Here is a 20,800-nt window from a genome sequence, read left to right as displayed (position 1 = left end):
GTACCCCCAGGGGGTTCACCGTGAGGCTTCGCCCCGACGTTCCGTCCCCGTCCCCGCCTCTACCCCTGCCCCGCCCCCGCCCCGCCCGCCCTCAGGAGCGCAGCAGCCGCGCGATGGCCGCCGTGGCCTCGGCGACCTTGTCGTCGATCTCGTCGCCGCCCTTGAGCGCCGCGTCGGCGACGCAGTGCCGCAGGTGCTCCTGGAGCAGCTGGAGGGCGAACGACTGGAGCGCCTTGGTGCCGGCGGACACCTGGGTGAGTATGTCGATGCAGTAGACGTCCTCCTCGACCATGCGCTGGAGGCCCCGGATCTGGCCCTCGATCCTGCGCAGTCGCTTGAGGTGCTGGTCCTTCTGATGGCTGTAGCCGTGCGGGCCGTGGTTGTGACCCTTATCGCTTCCGGTGCCACCGGCCGCGCTGCCCCCGGCCGTGCTCCCGGCCGCGGCGTCGGGTGTGCCGTGGCAGGACGCCGTGGCCGGCTCGCCGGGGCCGGCCGCTGTCGTTCCCGTGGTGGTCATGGCGTCCTCCGTTGTCCCGCGCGTTCCACGCCGTCGGCCGGCGCGTCGCCGTCCGCCCGGGGGCGGGTCCGTGGCGTCTTCCGTGGTGTTGCCCGGGCTTATACCCCATGGGTATACCCCTGCCGGGTATATGTTACCGAAATCCACGGCCCTGGGCCGTGATGAGGTGGTACCGGCTTGGTGTGCACTCTGCCCGATGGGCGACACTGAGGGAATGCCAGTTAGCTGTGGCCGGATGATGCGCCTAGCATCAACGAGACCGAATCCGCTGCACCCCGAGGATCCCACGTGCGCTTTCGTCTGACCCCCAGGGAGACGAGCTTCTACGACATGTTCGCCGCGTCCGCGGACAACATCGTCACGGGCTCCAAGCTCCTCATGGAACTGCTCGGAGCGGAGCCGTCCGCCCGGGCCGAGATCGCCGAGCGGATGCGGGCAGCGGAGCACGCCGGGGACGACGCGACGCACGCGATCTTCCACCAGCTGAACTCCTCGTTCATCACGCCGTTCGACCGCGAGGACATCTACGCCCTCGCGTCGTCGCTCGACGACATCATGGATTTCATGGAAGAGGCCGTCGACCTGGTCGTCCTCTACCAGGTCGAGGAACTGCCCAAGGGCGTCGAGCAGCAGATCGAGGTCCTCGCGCGAGCCGCCGAGCTCACCGCCGAGGCCATGCCGAACCTGCGCACGATGACCAACCTCACCGAGTACTGGATCGAGGTCAACCGTCTGGAGAACCAGGCCGACCAGATCCACCGCAAGCTGCTCGCCCACCTCTTCAACGGCAAGTACGACGCCATCGAGGTGCTCAAGCTGAAGCAGATCGTGGATGTGCTGGAAGAGGCGGCCGACGCGTTCGAGCACGTCGCGAACACGGTCGAGACCATCGCGGTCAAGGAGTCCTGACCTCCGGTGGATACGTTCGCACTTGTCGTGACCATCGCGGTCGCGCTCGGATTCACCTATACCAACGGCTTCCACGACTCCGCCAACGCCATCGCGACCTCGGTCTCCACGCGGGCGCTGACCCCGCGCGCGGCCCTGGCGATGGCGGCGGTCATGAACCTCGCCGGTGCCTTCCTTGGCAGCGGCGTCGCCAAGACCGTCAGCAAGGGCCTGATCGAGACGCCGGTGGGCGACAAGGGGATGGGCATCCTCTTCGCCGCGCTGGTCGGCGCGATCGTCTGGAACATGGTCACCTGGTACTTCGGCCTGCCCTCGTCCTCCTCGCACGCCCTGTTCGGCGGCATGGTGGGCGCGGCGCTCGCGGGCGGTACGACCGTCATCTGGTCGGGCGTCGTCGAGAAGGTCGTCATCCCGATGTTCCTCTCGCCGTTCGTCGGCCTGATCATCGGCTATCTGGTGATGGTCGCGATCATGTGGATGTTCCGGAGGTCCAACCCGCACAAGGCGAAGCGCGGCTTCCGTATCGCCCAGACGGTCTCCGCGGCGGGCATGGCGCTCGGCCACGGTCTGCAGGACGCCCAGAAGACCATGGGCATCGTGGTGATGGCCCTGGTCATCGGTGACGTCCAGGACAAGGACGCCGCGATTCCGCTCTGGGTCAAGCTGGCCTGTGCGATCACGCTGTCGCTGGGTACGTACGCGGGTGGCTGGCGCATCATGCGGACGCTGGGGCGCCGGATCATCGAGCTGGATCCGCCGCAGGGGTTCGCCGCCGAGACGACGGCCGCTTCGGTGATGTACACGGCGTCGTTCATGTTCCACGCGCCGATCTCCACGACGCATGTGATCACCTCGGCGATCATGGGTGTCGGGTCCACGAAGGGGTCGCGGGCCGTGCGGTGGGGGGTCGCGAAGAACATTGTGATGGGGTGGTTCATCACGATGCCGGCTGCGGCTGCCGTTGCCGCGTTCAGCTATTGGATCGTGCAGTTGGCTTTCGGCTGACCTGCTGTTCCGATCACCTTCGGTGAATGGATCGGGCCCGCCCCCTGGTACGAGCAGGGGGCGGGCCCTTTGCCTTGCGGCGGCACCGCCATGCAGCGCCGCAAGGCGGCTTGGTGGGGGTGCCCCGGTCCCGCCCTTTCACCGTTTCTTGCGGGGGCGAGCCCCCGCACCCCCCGAGCACGCCTGCGGCGCGCGTCCTCAAACGCCGGACGGGCTGGATTTCGCGCCCGGGGCACCCCCCGCAGAAACGGTGAAAGGGCGGGACCGGGGCAACACCCCCCGGCGATCAGCCGAACCGCCCCGAGATGTAGTCCTCCGTAGCCTGCACCGACGGGTTCGAGAAGATCCGCTCCGTGTCGTCGATCTCGACCAGCTTGCCCGGCTGCCCCACCCCGGCCAGGTTGAAGAAGGCCGTACGGTCGGAGACGCGCGCGGCCTGCTGCATGTTGTGGGTGACGATGACGATCGTGAACCGTTCCTTCAGCTCGCCGATGAGGTCCTCGATGGCGAGCGTCGAGATCGGGTCGAGCGCCGAGCAGGGCTCGTCCATGAGCAGGACCTGGGGTTCGACGGCGATGGCGCGGGCGATGCAGAGGCGCTGCTGCTGGCCGCCGGAGAGGCCGGCTCCGGGCTTGTTGAGCCGGTCCTTGACCTCTTTCCAGAGGTTGGCGCCCTTGAGGGACTTCTCGACGACCGTGTCCAGGTCGGACTTGCGGATGCGGCCGCCGTTGAGGCGGACGCCGGCGGCGACGTTCTCGTAGATGGACATGGTCGGGAACGGGTTGGGCCGCTGGAAGACCATGCCGACGGTGCGGCGGACGGAGACGGGGTCGACGCCGGAGCCGTAGAGGTTCTCGTCGTCGAGCATCACCTTGCCCTCGACGCGGCCACCGGGGGTGACCTCGTGCATGCGGTTCAGGGTGCGCAGGAAGGTGGACTTGCCGCAGCCGGACGGGCCGATGAAGGCGGTCACGGAGCGGGGCTCGACGGTCATCGAGATGTCGTCGATGGCCCGGTGGGAGCCGTAGTAGGCGGAGAGGCCGCTGACGTCGATGCGCTTGGCCATGGGATCACTGCTTCTTTCTCAGGAGCGTACGGGGGCGGTCAGCGACCGGCCTTGGGGGCCTTCCAGCGGGCGATGCCGCGGGCCACCAGGTTGAGGATCATGACGAAGGCGATCAGGACGAGGGCCGCCGCCCAGGCGCGGTCGTAGCTGGCGTCGTTGCCGGCCGCCCACTGCTCGTAGATGTAGTACGGCAGGGAGGACTGCGCCCCGTCGAACGGGTTGTTGTTGATCACCTGGGAGCCGAAGACCAGCAGCACGATCGGCGCGGACTCGCCGGCGACGCGGGCGACGGCGAGCATGACGCCGGTGGTGATGCCGCCGATGGCCGTCGGCAGGACGACCTTGAGGATCGTCCGCCACTTGGGCACGCCCAGGGCGAGGGAGGCCTCGCGGAGCTCGTTGGGGACGAGCTTGAGCATCTCCTCGGTGGAGCGGACCACCACGGGCATCATCAGGATCGCCAGGGCCATCGAGCCGGCGAAGCCGGAGTACCCGAAGTCCAGCGCGATGATCCAGAAGCTGAGGACGAACAGGCCGGCGACGATCGACGGGACGCCCGTCATGACGTCCACGAAGAACGTCACGGCGCGGGCGAACCGGCCGCGCCCGTACTCGACCAGGTAGATGGCGGTGAGCAGGCCCACGGGGGCCGCCAGGGCGGTGGCGATGCCGACCTGCTCCAGGGTGCCGATGATCGCGTGGTAGACGCCGCCGCCGGGCTGGATGGTCAGCACCCCGGACATGGAGTGCGACAGGAAGCCCCCGTCGAGGACCTTCGAGCCGCGGGCGACGGTCTCCCAGATCAGCGAGACCAGCGGGACGACGGCGATCAGGAAGCACATCCACACGAGGCTGGTGGCGAGCCGGTCCTTGGCCTGCCGCAGGCCCTCGACGCGGGCGGTGAACCCGTAGGTCAGGGCGACGAAGAGCACCGCGGCGATCAGGCCCCACTGCACGCGACTGCTCAGCCCGGCGCCGAGGCCGATCCCACAGCCGGCGGCGACCGCGAGGGCGGCCAGGGCGGCCGGGGCCCAGCGCGGCAGCCGGGGCTGGTGCAGGGAGGCCGTGGGCCGGGGGGCGTCGCCGGCCACCGCGGGACGGTCCATGGTCACGTCGCTCACGAGTACTCCTTGCGGCGGGCGATGATCATCCGGGCCGCGCCGTTCACCAGCAGGGTCAGGACGAACAGGACGAGGCCGGAGGCGATGAGCGCGTCCTTGCCGGTCTCGCCGGACTCCTTGAAGCTGCTCGCGATGTTCTGGGCGAACGTGCCGCCGCCCGGGTCGAGGAGGCTCTTGGAGATCAGGAAGCTGGGGGAGAGGACGGTGGCGACGGCCATCGTCTCGCCGAGGGCGCGCCCGAGGCCGAGCATCGAGGCGCTGATGACGCCGGAGCGGCCGAAGGGGAGGACCGACATCCGGATGACTTCCCAGCGGGTCGCGCCGAGCGCCAGCGCGGCTTCCTCGTGCATCTTGGGCGCCTGGCGGAAGACCTCGCGGCTGACGCTGGTGACGATCGGCAGGATCATGATCGCCAGCAGGATGCCGATGGTGAACAGCGACCGCGCGGCACCGTCGTGGTAGGCGAGGACGCCGGTCCAGCCGAAGTAGTCGTCGAGCCAGCTGTAGAACCCGCCGAGGTGCGGGACGAGGAACAGGGCGCCCCACAGGCCGTAGACGATCGACGGCACGGCGGCCAGCAGGTCGATGACGTACGACAGCGGCGCGGCCAGCTTGCGCGGCGCGTAGTGCGAGATGAAGAGCGCGATGCCGACAGCCACGGGGACCGCGATGACCATCGCGATCAGCGAGCTGACGACCGTGCCGAAGGCGAGGACCGCGATGCCGAAGACGGGCGGGTCGGTGTTGGCGCTCCACTCGAAGGTGGTGAAGAAGTTGCCCTCGTCCTCGGAGAGCGCGTGCGTCGCGCGGACGGTGAGGAAGACCGCGATGGCGGCCATGATCACCAGGAGGAGGAGGCCGGAGCCGCGGGAGAGCCCGAGGAAGATCCGGTCGCCGGGGCGGACGGTGCCCTTCGTCGCCTGCACGGGGGCGGCGGGGGCCGGCTGGGGTGGTCGGTCGGCGGGTGCCGAGTCGGCTATGTCGATGTCATTCACGGAATTCTCCGGTCTGCGGGGCCGGACGCGGTGTGGCGTCCGGCCCGTGGCGCGGCGGTGCACCGGATCGTGCGGCCGCCCGCGGGGAGCGGCCGCACGGGGTCAGGAGAGGCTCGCGACGGTCTCGCGGACCTTCTTCGCGATCTCGGCCGGGAGCGGGGCGTAGCCGAGCTGCTTGAGCACGGACTGGCCGTCCTCACTGGCGACGTAGGTCAGGAAGGACTTGGTGGCCGGCAGCGAGTCGGCCTTGTTGCCCTTGTCGCCGACGATCTCGTAGGTCACCAGGGTGAGCGGGTAGGCGCCCTCGGCCTTGGTGGTGTAGTTGAGCTTGAGGGCCAGGTCCTTGCCGGTGCCGGTGATCTTGGCCTCGGCGATGGCCTTGGAGGCGTTGTCGGAGGTGGCCTCGACCGGGGCGGAGGCGCCGGTGTTCAGCTTGACCGTCTTGATCCCGCCGGCCGTGGCGTAGGACAGCTCGAAGTACGAGATGGCGCCCTGGACCTGCTTGACCTGGGACGAGACACCGGCCGAGCCGTCGGCCGCCTGGCCGCCCTTGGGGGCCCACGCCTTGGCGGGCGCGTACGGCCAGGAGTTGCCGGCCGCGGCCTTGAGGTACTTGGTGAAGTTGTCGGTGGTGCCCGACTCGTCGGAGCGGTGGAACGCCTGGATCTTGGTGTCCGGGAGCTTCGCGTCCTTGTTGAGCTTGGCGATCGCCGGGTCGTTCCACTTGTCGATCTTGTTGTCGAAGATCTTGGCGAGCGTCTCGGCGTCCAGCACCAGGTTGTCCACGCCCGGCAGGTTGTAGCCGATGGCGATGGGGCCGCCCACCATGGGCAGGTTGATGCCCTGGCCGCCCTTGACCACGTCCTTGGACTTGGCGACCTCCTCCGGCTTCAGCGGCGAGTCGGAGCCCGCGAAGGCGGTCTTGCCCTGCAGGAACTCCTGGATGCCGGCGCCGGATCCGGTGGCCTTGTAGTTGATCTGCACGTCCTTGCAGGCGGCCATGTAGTTCTTGACCCACAGGTCCATGGCGTTCTTCTGCGCGGACGAGCCCGAGGCCAGCAGCTGGCCCTTGCCCTCGCACTTGACGTTGGAGGCGGTCTTGGAGGTGCCGTTGCCCCCCGAGCCGCCGTCGCTGTTGTCGTCCGAGCCGCACGCCGTGAGGACCAGGGCGCCGGAGACGGCGATGGCGCCGAAGGCGACGGCCCGGAGCCGGTTCTTGCGCTGAAGCTTCACTTTCTGGTGTTCCTTCCGGGAGCCGCCGCTGGGGCGGCGTGCGAGAAGTGGGTGGTGCGGTACCGGTGGTGCGGTTTCGGTGGGGCGGTGTCGGGATTCTGCGCTTCCCCGTGGTTCACGCAGGGCGGCCACGCACAGGTGGTGACCGTGCAGCCCCTGTTCTACGGCCGAAATTAAGCAGATCAGGTGAAGCCGTCGAAGGAGTGAGGTGAACGAGGGGTGAACCTCGGCCGTCAGGGCGGTGGAACCGGTCGGATCGCGCCGCCGCGGGATTCCGGTCATCTGTGACGCAGGTCTCTGTTGCTTTGGTCACGCCCATGACACGATCCCTTCCGCGCGTTGCGGCATGTGAGGACTGGGGCGTTCGAGTCGCGGAGGTATCCGGTGGGGCGGAACGGCGGAGCCGTTGGTGACGGGGGTACGGACATCACCCGGGTGCCCGGGAGGGACAGACCCCGGACCAGGGTCCCCGGTCTCCGCCGGGTGATCGTCGCCACCGCGGTCGCCTGCGCCGCCGGCGCGGCGCTCCCGCAGGCGGCCTGGGCCGACCCGACGCCGCCCCGGAAGAGCCTGGAGGAGGTCCACCAGGAGGTGGAGGCCCTCTACCGCAAGGCCGAGTCGGCCACGGACGCCTACAACGCGGCGGACGAGCAGAGCCGCCTCCAGGAGAAGAACGTCGGCGACCTCACCAAGCGGGTGTCCGTCGCCGAGGAGCGGGTCCAGGAGCTCAAGGACCGCGTCGGCGCCCTGGCCCGGATCCAGTACCGCACCGGCGGCCTGGCGCCCTCCACCCAGCTGTTCCTGGCCCGCTCGCCCGAGGAGTTCCTCGCCTCGCTGGACACCACCCGCCGGGGGCAGGACGCCACGCGGCGGCTGCTGACCGAGACCGAGTCCGCCAAGGCCGAGCTCGAGAAGTATGTGAAGGCCGCCGACGAGCGGTGGAAGCGGCTCAAGGGCGAGCGGAAGAAGAAGGAAGACGCGAAGAAGGAGATCGAGGCCCGCCTCGACGCCGCCAGGAAGCTGGAGTCGCGCCTGGAGGAGACGGAGCGCGAGCGGCTGCGGAAGCTGGAGGAGGAGAAGGCCCGGCAGGCCCAGCAGCAGTGGCTCGCCTCGGACGCCCTGAAGGGCGTCTCCCTCAAGGACGCCGGCACGGCGACCACCGAGGGTCGGCGCGCGGTCGAGTTCGCGACCGCCCAGATCGGCAAGAACTACGTCTGGGGCGCCGTGGGCCCTGACACCTACGACTGCTCCGGCCTCACCTCCCGGGCCTGGGCGACGGCCGGCCGCGGGATACCGCGCACCTCGCAGGAGCAGTGGCGGCAGCTCCCCAAGGTCGACGTCAAGGACATGCGCCCCGGCGACCTGATCATCTACTTCTCGGACGCCAGCCACGTGGCGATGTACGTCGGCGACGGGATGATGGTGCACGCGCCGCGGCCCGGCCGTCAGGTGACGATGGCGGGGGCCGGGTCGATGCCGATCCTCGGGGTGGTGCGGCCGACGGGCTGACCGGCCTACGGGCTGACGGGCCTACGGGCCTACGGGTGGGGGAGGTTGGGGGTGCGCGCCCTCCTTCCGCCGGTGCTCCGGCGTGTATCCCGCGTCACGTAACGGCGGTCACGTAACGGGCGTCACGTAAGCCGGATCACGTAACCCACGTCACGCCGTGGGGCGTTCGGTTTGCGCCGTGCGGAAGCGCGGAGGTGCGATATCGGCGTGCACGCTTCCGTTCGCGCTCCGGGCCGGTCGTTTCGTGCTCCAGATCGGCCGTCGCACGGTTATCGCAGCTCGGGGTGTGGCGTTGTCGTACGTACGTATGCGACGTGACGTTTCTCATGACGTTTTCCTCCCGGCCCGCCCCAAAAGCGGCGTTGGCGACGGCATATGACAGAGGCGGGTGGCTCCGTACCATTCCGTTCGCCCGCGGCTCCCCGCTACTGTCGCGTCGGGCGCCGCGGTTCCGTGCGGCGCCGCCCTCGGGGGTGGGGCGCCTCCCGGTGATCGCCGGGGGAGGAAGGAAACCGACGTGATGCCCGTATCCGCACCCGGCACGGTGGCGTCCGCCGCCGGACCGTCCGACGGCGGGCTGACCCTGCTGGTCATCGAGGACGACCCGGCGGGGTCGCTCTCCATGCCCGAGATGGCCGACATGACCGTGGTGGCCGGCAAGCCCGTCCGCATCCGCACCGCGCGCAACCTCACCGAGGCCGAGCGGCTGCTCACCGACGACGTGCAGTGCATCCTGCTCGACCTCGGCCTGCCCGCGGGGGACGGCGCCTCCGGTGACTCCGGTGATCCCGGTGACGCAGGCGCGCCCGGCGCGCCCGGCGCTCCCGGTGCTCCTGGTGCTCCTGGCGACGAGCTGGACACCCTGCGCCGGGTGCTGCGGCTCGCCCCGCGGCACGCCGTGCTCGCGCTGACCTCCGAGACCGACGCGGAGCGCGCCACCGAGGCCGTCCGCGTCGGCGCGCAGGACTACCTCTTCCGCGACGAACTGGACGGCCGCGTCCTCAGCCGCGCCATCCGCTACGCCGTCGAGCGCAAGCGCGCCGATCTCGCGCAGCGGCAGCTCTCCGAGTCCCGGCTGCGCGCCCAGGAGAACGCCCGGCTGGAGCGCGGGCTGCTGCCCAACCCCCTGCTGGCCGGCTCCGACCTGCGGTTCGCCGCGCGCTACCGGCCCGGCCGCAGCCGCGCCCTGCTCGGCGGCGACTTCTACGACACCGTCCGGACGCCCGACGGCACGGTGCACGCGATGATCGGCGACGTCTGCGGGCACGGCCCCGACGAGGCGGCGCTCGGCGTCGAACTCCGGATAGCCTGGCGGGCGTTGACGCTCGCCGGGATCGGCGGCGGCGAGCTGCTCGGCACCCTCCAGGAGGTCCTGGAGCACGAGCGCGCCGACCACGAGATCTTCGCGACCCTCTGCGCGGTCGACATCGCGCCGGACGGCCGCTCCGCCGGCCTCTTCCTGGCCGGCCACCCGGCCCCGCTCGTGGTCCGTCCCGGCGAACCGCCCTGCCTGCTGCCCCAGGACGGCGGCGGCCCGGCCCTCGGCCTGCTGGCGCGGGCCGACTGGCCGCGGCTGGACGTCGGGCTCGGCGACGCCTGGAGCCTCCTGATGTACACGGACGGCCTGATAGAGGGCCGGGTGGGCGAGGGGGCGCGGCGGCTCGGGCAGGAGGGGATGATCGAGATGATCGCCCGTCAGATGAAGGAAGGGCTGGCGGGGGAGGCGCTGCTGGATGCCGCGGTCACGGAGGTCCGGACGCTGAACGGCGAGGAACTGACGGACGATCTGGCGGTGTTGCTGCTCGACCGCTGAGGAGCTGCGCCCTGGCCCCCCTTGGCTCAGCTTGGCTCAGCGCCCGCCGTTGTACGGACCGTACGGGCCGTCCGAGCTGGAACCCCGGCGGCGCGGGCCGCGGCCCGTGACCTGCTTGAGGGCGGGACGCACGTCCACGAAGTAGACGATCGTCGCCACCAGGCCCAGGATGGGCAGGAAGCCCCACACGCCGAGGAACACGTTCACCGCGACCGTGAGGCCGAGGATGATCAGCCAGAAGCCCTTGTTCTGCTTGTCCGCGGCCCGGTAGGCGTCCTCGCGGTGGATGGCCGCGTTGACGAAGGCGACCACGGCGAAGACCAGCAGGCCCAGGGTCACGTAGGCCCAGATCGTGTTGAAGCCCTGCACCAGCATTGCCGCCCACCTCTCGTCCGTCCGTGCGACGTGTACGGTCCGCCCGCTGCTGCCCACCGTACTCGGGGAACGACCCGGACACGTGGGAGGTGCCCGGATCGCTCCCCGGAGCGCTGCTACTGGGCGCCGGTCTTGTCGCCGGCCGCCTTGTCGCCGGCCTTGTCGTCCGCCTTGCTTTCGGCCTTCTTGGCCGTCGTGGACCTGCGGGTGCCGGTCTTCCGGGCGGCGGGCTTGGCGTCCTCGTCCGCGGCGGCGGCCTTCTCGTCCTTGGCCTTCTCGCCCTTGGCGTCCTCCGCGGCGGCCTGGTCGGCCGGCTCGGTGGCCACCGGGATCTCGGTGACCTCCGCGGCCGGCTCGCCGCGCCAGGTCCGTACGGCCTCCCGGCCGCGGTCGGCCAGCTTCTCGAAGGTCTCGCCACCCCGGGCCGCGAGCCCGACCGCCTGCCCGACGCCCTGGAGCAGCAGGTCCTGCGCGTTCTGCCCGAGCTTCTTCAGGTCCCCGTCGAGCGACCCGACGATCTCCCCGAACTTGGCCGTGACCTGCGTCTGAGCCTCCTTGGCCCCCTTGGTCACCCGGTCGCCCAGCTCCTTCGGGTCCGTCTTCCGCAGCTGCTCCAGCCGCCCGGGAGCCTCGACGACCGCCTGACCGAGCTTCTCGGCGGCGAGGTCGGCGGCGCCGGCCGCCGCGTAGGCGGTGTCGGTGGCTGCCTTGAGCACGTCCTGAGTGGTGATGGCCATGCGATGGGTCTCCCGTCTCCCGACGCGGCCGCCCCGGAAAGGGTCAGCCGGCGGGCTTGCTGTCGTCGTCGTCCTTCGTCTTCGGCCCGTTCTCCCTGCGGAACGAGTCGTAGATGTCCAGCAGGACCTGCTTCTGCCGCTCGGTGATCGAGGGATCCGCAAGGATCACGCTGCGCACCTCCGCCTCCTCCCGGGCCCGCTCGTCGAGGATCCCGGCCTGCACGTACAGCGTCTCCGCCGAGATCCGCAGCGCCTTGGCCAGCTGCTGCAGGATCTCCGCGCTCGGCTTCCGCAGACCGCGCTCGATCTGGCTGAGGTAGGGATTGGACACTCCCGCCGCATCGGCGAGTTGACGCAGCGTCAACTGCGCGTTGCGACGCTGCTCGCGCAGGTACTCGCCGAGGTTGCCGACGTTGAGCGATGCCATGAGGCGATGCTGCCGCACCTTGCTAACTTTTGCAAGCACCTGCTTGCAGGAGTTGGCGGTGTCGCGCCGCGGCCGTTGTGACTTCCAGCGTTAGCTGTCACATTTCAGCGCTTGTTGTCACGCCATGACTTAGACCGTGCCCTACGCGGCGAGACGGATGGGCCAAGCCCTGGGAGAGAGGCTGCGCCCCCACGGCCAGAGCGGTGTCAGTGCTTCCCGCTACCGTCGGGGGATGCGAGCTTCATACGGAATCCCTTTGACGCGCGACACCTTGTGGGCCTGCGAGGGGTGTGGCACCACTGTCAAGTACAGGGGAGAGGGGCGACGTTCGGGGCATTGCCCCAGCTGCAGCCAGATGGCCCGACAAGGCCGCCGGTACAACCTCACAGCAGGCGACGTGAGGGCCCTTCTGGAGTTTCAGGGCGGTGTTTGCGCCCTGTGTGGCGGGAAACCGGATAGGTGGGACACGGGCTCCTCGTACTGGCACATTGATCACGATCACCAGTGCTGCACTCCGTCAGACGCCGCATGGTCCATCTGTGGAGGATGCGTCCGAGGCTTGCTGTGCATCGGGTGCAACGCTCGGGGTGTTGCCTGGTACGAACTCCTTTCCCATGACCGTAGGGACTGGGGCCGCATGAACGACTACCTGACCAACCCACCAGGCCGTCGCCTTCGCCTTGCCGGAGGGCTCCAGTTTCTGCTGGGCGACATCGTGCGTGACCGTCTGGCCTGACTCAGGTAAACGAGGGTAGCTGTGGACAGCACTTGGGCTCTCAGGAGGCGCGCTCCAACCCTTCTGGATGTCAGTGTTGGTGGCTACTATGGACGTGGTTGACGAGATCCTTGAAAGGCATGGTGCATCGGTGATGATGGCCAACCGCCACAGCGCCCCAGTCGAGGAGCAATAGGCGCGCCTGGCCGGCGCTCCCCTGTTGCGACGCCCGCTGGGCGGCGACGCTGTGACGTGAATCCAGCGCAGGCTGCATCCTGCCCTGATTCAGGTGACGGCGCTCCGACGGAGTGCAGGAGGGCCCTACTTGTCTGCCACCACTTCTACCTGCGACCACCGCGTGTATCACGTTGTCGTCGTCGCTCTGGTATCTGTCATCACTGGGCTGGTTGCGGGGATCGGCTCCGCTGCTCTTGGCCAGACCCCCCTCACCGCCGTAGCTTCTGGCGGTGCCGTTCTTGCCTTCACCTACGGCGCCGGAATGACCGCCGCATCGCACGTGAGTAAGCGTCAGCAGTAATAGCTGCTCTGGGGGCGGCTGTCATAGCCGCCCCTAGGCCGTGTGCGCTCAAGGCACCTCAAGGTCTTGCCCTCGACCCCGGCCAGGGCGACGTCCCGTGGAAGTGCCTGGCTGACCCGAAGGGCCACGAGCGTGCATCGTCGGCCCGGCCTGACGCGGAGCCTCAACGACACCCCGACACGTGAGCCCTGTCTGCTCATGCGCCATGCCCCGGGTGGGTTGGGCTGCGGCGTCTCGGTCGATTCGGGTGGCGCGAGCTTGCGTGGCGGGGCGAAATCGGCTCGCTCGCGTACCACAACGCTCAACTCGCCAGCTGAAGTGCTCAGTCACAACTATCCGTCGCGCGGGTGGCGCGTCCTTCCGCGACGGCCTGGATGACGTCGCATCGGCTTCGGCCGTTCTTGGGGCGGTAGCCGAGGACGACCAGGAGCGGAGTCGATGCGCCGCAGGGGTTGCGAAGGGGGTAGCTGATCGGCTGGTGGATCCGTGTGGCCTCGTCGGCGAGGGGGATAAGGAACTCGGCTGCGGCGTCTTCGTTGGGCGAGCCGAGCATGCGGTCCGCGATTTCGAGGACGGCGCCGGTGACGACGAGGTCGTCCGGAGGGTCGGTGTATGCGGTCGAACGCAGGTTCTGCCGGTGTTGTGCGCCACGACGGAGGAGCAGCTCACCCGGGGTTGCTGTCAACGATCGAAATCAAACTGGGCAACCTCGACGACCGCGACCCAACAGCCGGTGAGGTACGCGAAGTTCCCCAGTGTGTCCCTGTCCCTGCTCGGAAGACTCGCAAGAAGGGGCGCAACAGCGTCTTCGATGACCGCGGAGGGAGCGCGGCCGATGGCTGAGCCGCCCGGGCTGTCGGCCATGCGGCTGTTGCCGCGGAGCCTAGATCCGCTGGAGGATGAGTCACTGCCCGGATTCCTGCTGCGGCTGTCCTACCGGCTGAGTATCGGCCCGGGCCCGCTCGTCCTCCACACAGGGCTTCCCAGCAGCCGGAAGGACAGGACCACCCTCATCCGCATCCCGCTCTCTTGCGCGGTCAGCCTGAGCGAACCGGACATTGCCGCCTTCTGTCGAAGCACCCGTCTGTCGCGCCAGGAGACAGCCGGCCTGCTGCTGCCCTCACTCGGGAGCCGTTACGGTCCTCTGAACCCCAACTACCGGGGCCGGAACGTCTACCGAAGCCGGGACACCTTCAGCACCGGGCGCCTGCATCACAACAACCCCTGGGTGCTGACAACGCGAACCCAGTACTGCCCGGACTGCCTTGCGGGAGACGGCTCGGAGATCCAGCAGCATCTCGGCGGAGCCTGGCGCCGGCTCTGGTGGCTCCCGCCGGTCTTCTGCTGCCCTCGCCACGAACGGTTCCTCCGCCGCCACTGCCACCACTGCGGAGAGCCGGCCCAGAACCGCCACAGCAACGACCTCATCGCCCGTCCACGGGACAGCGAACTGCATCCGCTCCAGTGCAGAGCGACTCCGCAGCCAGGAAAGCTCCGGGCGGTGAGCCCGGCCTGCGGAGCCGACCTCATCCAGGCTCCCAGGGACAGCGAGCCGACGCTCAAGGACCCCCGATCACGAGATGCCCTCTTCGCGCTGCAAAGGAAGTACCTTTCGTTCCTTTCCCCGGACGGTCCCGGACAGGTCAGCAGCGTCGGGTGGATCACTCCCACCCCGCAGTACTTCCAGGACCTCCGCGGCGTCGTCGCTCTGATCTTCATGACCTGGCCCGAAGCCCGGCCCCACTCGGCCACTTCTGAACTGGCACAGGTGATCGACGTTGAGGCCGAACGGCGTCGGTTAGCTCCTCGGCCCCCGACTCCATCGCCTCGGTGCACCCGTCCTCGATCAGCCGTTTGAGGAGCCCGACGATTCCGCGAGTGCGGCGGAACAGGTACTCCGGCATCTCGCCTTCGGTGAGCATTCCAGGACGGGCCCGCAGCAGCCGCAACCCGTCCTCGATGCCCGCCAGATGCTGGACGAACGCGGTCATTCCCTCGGCAGTGTCGTAGTCGAACGGATCGAGGTCGACCAGATCGAAACGGCGCTCGGTCTGCGTGGCGGCCGACGGATTGAAGCTCTTGCCGGACTTGACCGGCGAGAAGATCCACTGTCCGGTGCGGGGATCGGGACAGCCGCTCCGCAGCAGTCCGGACCTGGGGATGTTGACACCGATCAGCACCAGCGTGACGTTGAGATCCATCAGCTCTCGGACAAGGTCGAGCGTGTCCTGGTCGTCCTCGCGGTGAAGGCGGAGCCTGGTGATGTCGTCCAGCAGCAAGGCCGTGGTCTGGTGGTCCCGCAACGAGTTCCGCACCGCGCGGACCATGCCGTTCAGCGTCTTCGGCAGCGGCGCCCCGTAGAAGTCCAGGATGGCCGCGCACAATCCCTTCGGGGTTGCCCGCACTGGGGTGCGGCAGTAGGCGACGGGCGCGAACAGATCCCGCGTGCCCGGGACGGGGCCAGGCAGCAGCTGCCGGTGCAGGTCCCGCCACAACATCTCGAACGTGGCTGCGGCGTCGCAGACGGTCTCCGTTTTTCCGAGGTAGCTGCCACCGCTGATCACCAGCCCGTCACGGGTTCCCGGCTCGAAGTTCAGCGCGTTGTTCCGCAGCCGCCCGCGCATCAGTTTGGTGACCTTCGCGCTCATCGGGGTCTCCAGCAGCCCCATGTTCACGTGCGTCGCCGTCCGGTGCAGGTCGTGCAGAACCCGGCGCCTCGGGCTCATCGCCGCGTACTCCTCTGCGGAAAGCCGCGGTGCCGGGATGAACGTGTTCCGCCGTTCCCGCCACTGCTGCCAGCCCTCGACCCTAGTCCGGTCCGGCGGCGGCCCCGCCCGCAGGAAAGGGACGATCCCGCTCTCATCCGGCGTTCGGTCCGCCATGACCACCCTCTTTCTCGTCCTCCTCGGGCAGGAGAAACAGATCCCGTTGCCGGTATGCCTCACCCAGCGGGGGCGGTGGCTCCGGCCGGCCCCGGACAGCCTGTTCACGGCGATGCCGGCGGTGGCTGTCGATGCTCTGCGCGGCCTGAAGCTTCCTCTCCGGCCAGTGCAAGGGGGTGACCACCGTCTCCCCGGCAGCAGCAGCCGCGACGGGCTGAGGTGCTGGTTTTTCCGGCGGCCGGTCAGCCTGCGAGGCTGCGGCCTGCACGACCTCACGGGCGTGCTCGGTCCGCGCGGACTTCGGCATCCGGGTCTTCCACTGGCTCACCGGGATGCGGGAGCCGAGCAATTCCAGCAGGACTTCCAGGAGTTCATCATCTGTGCGAGGCCGCAGACCACAGGCTTCGGCTTTCTTGAGCAGTTCGCGCACGCGTGCATCACCGAAGGCGGGGGCTTGCCCGTCGGGCGGCAGCCCGGTCCAGGGCAGCCGGTGCCAGCCGTGGGTGAGCGGGTCCTGGAAGAACACACCGCGGCGGTCTCTGGGATCCCGGCGGATGACCCACTCGCCCTTGTGCTGTCCGCCACGGGCCGAGCGTTGGCCCCGGTAGGGGTCCAGAACCGGCGCGTCATACCAAAGTCCGCGGATCTTCACCCCGCGCCGAGCATCGATCTTGCGGACGTAGTGGACAGGCAGCAGCTCGTAGAACAGCTCCGGTGAAGGGATCTCCATGGCGAAGCCGGCCTGGGCGAATGAGGCGGCGAACAACGAGTTGGGGCTGTGGTCGCCTCCGGGATCCCAGCTGGGCGCGTACTCGCCGAGCCTGCGCCGCTGCCAGACGGCAACGATCCAGGTAGCGATCACGTGCTCCATCTCGTCGATGGTCAGCACCGCGTCGCCCTCCGGATCTGCCCCGCGGTCGGCCGGGTCGACGCCGGTGTAGCCCGGCAACTGCTCGAACAGCAGCGACCTGATCGCGCCGAAGGCCCGCTCGCAGGCGGACTTGTCGGTGGGACGCAGGACACGGCTGGGCAGGATGTTGCAGCCGAGCACCCGCTGGACGTCGACCAGGTGGTGGTTGCGGTAAACAGCCCCATGGTCCGTGGTCACGGTCTCCGGGGCGAAGAACGGAAGGCCGGCGACCTTGTGCCCGGCGAACTCGGCGACCACCGCGGCGGGCAGACCCGTGTAGGGCCACTCCAGTTCTTCGCCCCAGTCGGCCCGCATGGGCAGCGGCAGCATCACGTCCCGCAGCAGCATCGCGACGTCCACCGACTGGTCGGAGACCAGGGTGAGACGGAAGGCGCAAAGGGAGTGGGTGTGCACGTCCATGGCGAGGGTGAGATGGCACTTCACCGGGTTGCCGAACACGCTCTCGCGGACCATCACGGGCAGCACCGTGGTGTCGAGCGCGACCACCTGGCCGGGCCGGTGGACGAGAACGTGTCCGTTCTTCGACGGCAGTTCGGCTGAGCGCGCGTAGCGCTGACGGGATCCGCCTGGTCCGAACCACTCGCGCCAGACCAACCACAGAGTTTGGTAGCTGGGGACGGCGATGTCCCGGCCGGGGAAGGTCTCGCGTACGTACTGGTGGATCATGCGAGCCCGGGTCCGCATGGTCACCTTCGACCGGTGCAGGGTCTCCGCGCGGACTGCGAAGATTGCCTCCCGGATCTCCTCGGTGACGCTGGGATGCCCTCCGCTCTCGCGCAGCCATCGCTCGTCCGCGCAGCCCATCAGCCCGGCTTCGCGGCGACGGCGGTCCCAGCGGATCAGCGTGCGGTAGCCGACCCGGTCCAGGCCCAGCAGCCTCGCCTGCTGCCGGTCCATCGCCGCCAGTTCGGCCACCTTTGCGTGCCGACGGGCGGTCAGCGTGGAGGTGGCCGGGTCGTACTCTGGCTTGGGCTCGCCTGGCCCGGGACGCAGCGGATCGCCGCTGCGGAAGCCGGTCTCCACCTCCAGGAGATGTGCCAGACGACAGGCTGCAACCTCCCGCCGCCCCGGCTCCAGGTCCTGCGCGGTCTTCGGCTGGCGGCCCCGGCCGGAGCCCTGGGCTGCGGTCCGGGACGAGGGACGGCAGTTGGGATGGTTGGCCAGGAAACGGAAGGTCACCGGCTGCCGGGTGCCGTCGTCACGGACCAGATGGACCCGGCCGAGCTCCGGCTCCCGGCGTTCGACCGTCCATTCCCTGCCGTCCAGCACCAGGGACGCCCCTGGCGAGAGTTCCAGGACAGCGGCCGTCCTCATCGCTTCTCCCGGACGGGGTTGATCACCAGAGACCGGTCGCCGAAGGGCCGAGACAGGTCGGATCCCAGGCGCCGATGCCAGAGCAGATGCAGAAGCTGAGCACGGGCCAGCGGCGGAAATCGGGTGGTGTCCGCAAGCTGGCCGAACGTGCCGCCGTCGTGGGCCGCCGCCACCAGCGCCGGCCGCAGCCCCAAAGGGTCGGACAAAGACCGCCGCTGAGAGGAGAAGACATCGACCGCAGCGGCAGCATGCTCCCTCCAGCCCGCCGCGACGGTGTAGTGCCAGCCGCAGGCCAGTGCGACCTCGGCGGCCGCCGCGAACGCCTCCAGGTCCTCCGGTGCGATCAGCGCCTGCGGCCGTACGTCGATCAGCCAGATGCCGGTCCTGGTCACCGCCAGGAAGTCCGGGATGTGTCCCCGGCGCCCGGCCGCGGTGTCGAACCGTAGCCGCATGGGCTGCGACAGCACATCGACGAGATCTGCCGCGAAGTCGAGGGTCAGGAGCAGGCGGGCCTCCTCCAGGCTCTCGGTCCCGTGATGGCGACCGGTGCTGACAAGGAACTGAAGGCCGGGACGGTGCCGTTGAGCCCGGCGCCAGGAGAACCAGCGCACCGGCGTGCCGGCCGCCATGGACGTGTGGGCCAGGTCCCGCACGGTGCACGACACCTCGTTACCCGCTGTCCGCCAGGTCGCAGTCCAGCGACGGGTCCACTCCGGCCCCAGGACGAGCCCGTCCTTGCCTGGCGCCACGACACCGGGACGAGCAGGTCCTCCCACCGGCAACTGTGCGACCACAGACCACCGCCCCACACCGCAGCTGAAGACGGCGGCTGTACGGGGGAGTGTGCTCCGTTCACGCCACCACACGATCATCATCAAGCGCCGCCAGCGGCCCAGTCTCCGAACCTGGTGACAACTGGGCTGAGAAGTGGCCGGAAGTGACAACTACCGCGTGAATCTGGTGACAGAAAGCCCTGAAACTGGGGGCGAACGGCCCAGGTCAAGTGCGGTCACTGGTGACAACTAACGCTGGAAGTCACAGCCGTTGTGACTTGCGGCGATAGTTGTCCGTTCCCAGCGCATCTGACGGTTTCCCGCCGCACCTGCACAGTGAAATGACCGAGTCCCACAAGAACTGCGTCGCGATCAGTCCAAGCGCGGCCAACTGCAAGTGGCTGCGTCTAACAGAGGCCGACCATGGAACCGCGCACCAGAGGCGCGAGCGCCGACCTTGAACCGCCATTCGAGTGAACGTCGGCTCGCTGCGGCTATGCCGCAACTACCCTGGGACGTCGTGGTCCTCGGAGTGCCCGCGTCCGTGCAGGGCTCGAGCAGCCGGAAGCGGCGCTGGAAGGCCGAGGCGGAACGCGCAGCGAGAGCCGCCTGGCCCGCCGGCGATCCACCCTTGACCCAGAAGGTCCTGGCGAGCATCACCTTCTTCCACGTCGATGCCCCGCTGGACACCGACAACATGCTGAAGCCCATCCAGGATGCTCTGATCGGCGTCGTCTACGAGGACGATGCCCAGATCACCGACATTCGGGCTGGGGTGCGTGACGTAAAAGCCTCGTTCCGAGTTTTCGGACTCAGCGAAGCCCTCGCAAGCGGATTCATGTCTAGCGGCCCGTTCGTCCATATCAAGATCGAAGACCCGCCAGACGAACAGGAGCTCCCGTGAACCGAGAATCTAGCGGACAGGACTGGGTCAAGCTGCGAGAGCTCATTTCGGACTATGGAGCTCGCGGCTACTCGGTGATCTCCCGAGAAGACACCTCCTCGATTCCCAGCGAGGTTCGCAGACTCAGGCCAGATCTGATCCTACGAAAGGGCGACGAAACGATCGTCGTCGAACTCAAGGGCGGAGCCGACTCTTCAGATCACGAACAAGCAGTACAGCTGGAAAAGTTGGTCGGAGTAATCGATCGCCTTCCTAACTGGAAACTTGAATTTCATTGGCTAGGAACGCCACCCGCAAAGCGGGTCAGCCGCGAACAGGCTGACGAGATCACGTCTAGGGCGAGAGCAGTACAGGCGGTAGACCCCGGCGCTGCCTTGCTGCTGGCGTGGGCTGCGGCCGAGGTGACTCTTGATCAGATGATCCAGCAAGCGACTGCGGATGACTACGACTCCATCTCAGAACGCCGCGCGGTGCGATCGCCCAAGCAACTTGTAGCCATGGCGCAAAGCCTTGGCCTCATCTCGTACGATATTTATGAGATCCTCCTGGTCGCGTCAGACGCTAGAAATAGAATCGCTCATGGATTCCGCATTGACGGAGATGTCGCTGCTCTCGCAAGCAACCTCCTGGAGGCCCTGCAGCGCATCTTGCCTGAAACATACGTTTCGCCAGACCGAATGATCGACTGGTTCCGGCAACACTACGAAGCAGAGAACATGCCAGATGACGGATGTGAAAACGAATACCGGTTGCTCAGGAGCGAGCCATACGAAGCTCGCGATGTCCTCCAGGGGCAATTTCCTGACGCAGATGAAAAAGACATCGACGAAGCCGTTTGGGAACTGGAGAGCGAATGCTATGAGTGGGTATCGAAGAGGTAGTACGTGATCACTTCAGGATCAAATACTGAGCTTTTTCAGCGTGGCCACTGATCGGGTGAGGGTTGCGGCGCCCGCAACGCACGAGGCTCCCGTGCCGTTGAGTGAGGTGTTCGAAGTCTCAACCAACCGGCACAGGAGCCCCGTTGGTTCCCTAT

General features: G+C 68.4%; 19 protein-coding genes and 1 pseudogene. 8 read left to right on the top strand and 12 right to left on the bottom strand.

The features are described from left to right. Positions 1 to 91 precede the first annotated feature (91 nt). Complete coding sequence (locus HN013_RS28075; RefSeq protein WP_171171117.1) at positions 92 to 517, bottom strand: metal-sensitive transcriptional regulator; 426 nt, start codon at positions 515 to 517, stop codon at positions 92 to 94. A gap of 288 nt (positions 518 to 805) precedes the next feature. Here HN013_RS28075 and HN013_RS28070 point away from each other — a divergent pair, with 288 nt between their 5' ends. Beyond that, the gene (locus HN013_RS28070) at positions 806 to 1,426 is read left to right on the top strand and encodes a DUF47 domain-containing protein (RefSeq protein WP_171171115.1); all 621 of its coding nucleotides are present in this window, start codon (positions 806 to 808) and stop codon (positions 1,424 to 1,426) included. Positions 1,427 to 1,432: 6 nt separating this feature from the next. After that, the gene (locus HN013_RS28065; RefSeq protein WP_171171113.1) at positions 1,433 to 2,431 is read left to right on the top strand and encodes an inorganic phosphate transporter; all 999 of its coding nucleotides are present in this window, start codon (positions 1,433 to 1,435) and stop codon (positions 2,429 to 2,431) included. Positions 2,432 to 2,717: 286 nt separating this feature from the next. Here HN013_RS28065 and pstB read toward each other — a convergent pair whose 3' ends face one another. From pstB to pstS, 4 genes are all read right to left on the bottom strand, one after another. Further along, positions 2,718 to 3,497: a phosphate ABC transporter ATP-binding protein PstB gene (gene pstB, locus HN013_RS28060; protein WP_171171111.1), complete on the bottom strand. Its 780-nt coding sequence runs from the start codon at positions 3,495 to 3,497 to the stop codon at positions 2,718 to 2,720. Between the two features lie 38 nt (positions 3,498 to 3,535). Continuing rightward, the gene (gene pstA, locus HN013_RS28055) at positions 3,536 to 4,603 is read right to left on the bottom strand and encodes a phosphate ABC transporter permease PstA (RefSeq protein WP_171171160.1); all 1,068 of its coding nucleotides are present in this window, start codon (positions 4,601 to 4,603) and stop codon (positions 3,536 to 3,538) included. 11 nt (positions 4,604 to 4,614) lie between these two features. Next, positions 4,615 to 5,604, bottom strand: a complete 990-nt coding sequence (gene pstC, locus HN013_RS28050) for a phosphate ABC transporter permease subunit PstC (protein ID WP_171171158.1) — start codon at positions 5,602 to 5,604, stop codon at positions 4,615 to 4,617. 111 nt (positions 5,605 to 5,715) lie between these two features. Then, positions 5,716 to 6,846, bottom strand: a complete 1,131-nt coding sequence (gene pstS / locus HN013_RS28045; protein ID WP_171171110.1) for a phosphate ABC transporter substrate-binding protein PstS — start codon at positions 6,844 to 6,846, stop codon at positions 5,716 to 5,718. 483 nt (positions 6,847 to 7,329) lie between these two features. On the opposite strand from pstS, the gene HN013_RS28040 reads away from it, so the two are divergent. Next, positions 7,330 to 8,355, top strand: coding sequence for an NlpC/P60 family protein (locus HN013_RS28040; RefSeq protein ID WP_171171107.1), 1,026 nt, complete (start codon positions 7,330 to 7,332; stop codon positions 8,353 to 8,355). A 520-nt stretch (positions 8,356 to 8,875) separates the two neighbouring features. Beyond that, positions 8,876 to 10,168 carry a PP2C family protein-serine/threonine phosphatase gene (locus HN013_RS28035; protein WP_171171105.1) on the top strand — a complete coding sequence of 431 codons (1,293 nt, stop codon included), beginning with the start codon at positions 8,876 to 8,878 and terminating at the stop codon, positions 10,166 to 10,168. Between the two features lie 36 nt (positions 10,169 to 10,204). Here HN013_RS28035 and HN013_RS28030 read toward each other — a convergent pair whose 3' ends face one another. The 3 genes from HN013_RS28030 to HN013_RS28020 all read right to left on the bottom strand — a co-directional run bounded on the left by HN013_RS28030 (position 10,205) and on the right by HN013_RS28020 (position 11,707). After that, entirely contained in the window at positions 10,205 to 10,543 is a 339-nt protein-coding gene (locus HN013_RS28030; protein ID WP_171171104.1) for a DUF2516 family protein, read from the bottom strand. Between the two features lie 116 nt (positions 10,544 to 10,659). After that, complete coding sequence (locus HN013_RS28025; protein WP_171171102.1) at positions 10,660 to 11,280, bottom strand: hypothetical protein; 621 nt, start codon at positions 11,278 to 11,280, stop codon at positions 10,660 to 10,662. A 43-nt stretch (positions 11,281 to 11,323) separates the two neighbouring features. Then, positions 11,324 to 11,707, bottom strand: a complete 384-nt coding sequence (locus HN013_RS28020; RefSeq protein ID WP_171171100.1) for a helix-turn-helix domain-containing protein — start codon at positions 11,705 to 11,707, stop codon at positions 11,324 to 11,326. A gap of 157 nt (positions 11,708 to 11,864) precedes the next feature. Here HN013_RS28020 and HN013_RS33795 point away from each other — a divergent pair, with 157 nt between their 5' ends. Then, on the top strand, positions 11,865 to 12,443 hold the full coding sequence (locus tag HN013_RS33795; RefSeq protein ID WP_312018738.1) for an endonuclease domain-containing protein: 579 nt from the start codon (positions 11,865 to 11,867) through the stop codon (positions 12,441 to 12,443). Positions 12,444 to 13,282: 839 nt separating this feature from the next. Here HN013_RS33795 and HN013_RS33360 read toward each other — a convergent pair. Beyond that, positions 13,283 to 13,645: a hypothetical protein gene (locus tag HN013_RS33360; RefSeq protein WP_249375503.1), complete on the bottom strand. Its 363-nt coding sequence runs from the start codon at positions 13,643 to 13,645 to the stop codon at positions 13,283 to 13,285. A gap of 126 nt (positions 13,646 to 13,771) precedes the next feature. Between HN013_RS33360 and HN013_RS34250 the strand changes: the two are divergent. Beyond that, positions 13,772 to 14,317: pseudogene (locus tag HN013_RS34250) on the top strand (TniQ family protein); the annotation flags it as partial. Positions 14,318 to 14,675: 358 nt separating this feature from the next. Here the strand turns inward: HN013_RS34250 and HN013_RS28005 are convergent. The 3 genes from HN013_RS28005 to HN013_RS27995 are packed head-to-tail and all read right to left on the bottom strand — an operon-like array spanning position 14,676 to position 18,740. Next, positions 14,676 to 15,842, bottom strand: a complete 1,167-nt coding sequence (locus tag HN013_RS28005; RefSeq protein WP_249375501.1) for an AAA family ATPase — start codon at positions 15,840 to 15,842, stop codon at positions 14,676 to 14,678. Beyond that, entirely contained in the window at positions 15,820 to 18,087 is a 2,268-nt protein-coding gene (locus HN013_RS28000; RefSeq protein WP_171171095.1) for a transposase, read from the bottom strand. The genes HN013_RS28005 and HN013_RS28000 overlap by 23 nt, the downstream gene beginning before the upstream one ends. Then, positions 18,084 to 18,740: a TnsA-like heteromeric transposase endonuclease subunit gene (locus HN013_RS27995; RefSeq protein WP_312018734.1), complete on the bottom strand. Its 657-nt coding sequence runs from the start codon at positions 18,738 to 18,740 to the stop codon at positions 18,084 to 18,086. Before HN013_RS27995 ends, HN013_RS28000 begins: the two co-directional genes overlap by 4 nt. Positions 18,741 to 19,380: 640 nt before the next feature. Here HN013_RS27995 and HN013_RS27990 point away from each other — a divergent pair. Together HN013_RS27990 and HN013_RS27985 are read left to right on the top strand one after the other, a co-directional pair. Beyond that, complete coding sequence (locus tag HN013_RS27990) at positions 19,381 to 19,764, top strand: RusA family crossover junction endodeoxyribonuclease (RefSeq protein ID WP_171171093.1); 384 nt, start codon at positions 19,381 to 19,383, stop codon at positions 19,762 to 19,764. Next, complete coding sequence (locus HN013_RS27985) at positions 19,761 to 20,645, top strand: hypothetical protein (RefSeq protein WP_171171091.1); 885 nt, start codon at positions 19,761 to 19,763, stop codon at positions 20,643 to 20,645. Before HN013_RS27990 ends, HN013_RS27985 begins: the two co-directional genes overlap by 4 nt. The last annotated feature ends 155 nt before the right edge of the window (positions 20,646 to 20,800 follow it).

It is taken from the genome of Streptomyces sp. I05A-00742 (assembly GCF_013055795.1).
GTDB lineage: Bacteria > Actinomycetota > Actinomycetes > Streptomycetales > Streptomycetaceae > Streptomyces.
This window is presented reverse-complemented; position numbering and strand designations above follow the sequence as displayed.

Bases quoted from the DNA above. Each gene is read 5' to 3' on its own strand.
- HN013_RS28075 (WP_171171117.1), bottom strand. From the start codon at position 517: ATGACCACCACGGGAACGACAGCGGCCGGCCCCGGCGAGCCGGCCACG.
- pstB (WP_171171111.1), bottom strand. From the start codon at position 3,497: ATGGCCAAGCGCATCGACGTCAGCGGCCTCTCCGCCTACTACGGCTCC.
- pstA (WP_171171160.1), bottom strand. From the start codon at position 4,603: ATGGACCGTCCCGCGGTGGCCGGCGACGCCCCCCGGCCCACGGCCTCC.
- HN013_RS28035 (WP_171171105.1), top strand. From the start codon at position 8,876: ATGCCCGTATCCGCACCCGGCACGGTGGCGTCCGCCGCCGGACCGTCC.
- HN013_RS28030 (WP_171171104.1), bottom strand. From the start codon at position 10,543: ATGCTGGTGCAGGGCTTCAACACGATCTGGGCCTACGTGACCCTGGGC.
- HN013_RS28025 (WP_171171102.1), bottom strand. From the start codon at position 11,280: ATGGCCATCACCACTCAGGACGTGCTCAAGGCAGCCACCGACACCGCC.
- HN013_RS28020 (WP_171171100.1), bottom strand. From the start codon at position 11,707: ATGGCATCGCTCAACGTCGGCAACCTCGGCGAGTACCTGCGCGAGCAG.
- HN013_RS33795 (WP_312018738.1), top strand. From the start codon at position 11,865: ATGGGCCAAGCCCTGGGAGAGAGGCTGCGCCCCCACGGCCAGAGCGGT.
- HN013_RS28005 (WP_249375501.1), bottom strand. From the start codon at position 15,842: ATGGCGGACCGAACGCCGGATGAGAGCGGGATCGTCCCTTTCCTGCGG.
- HN013_RS28000 (WP_171171095.1), bottom strand. From the start codon at position 18,087: ATGAGGACGGCCGCTGTCCTGGAACTCTCGCCAGGGGCGTCCCTGGTG.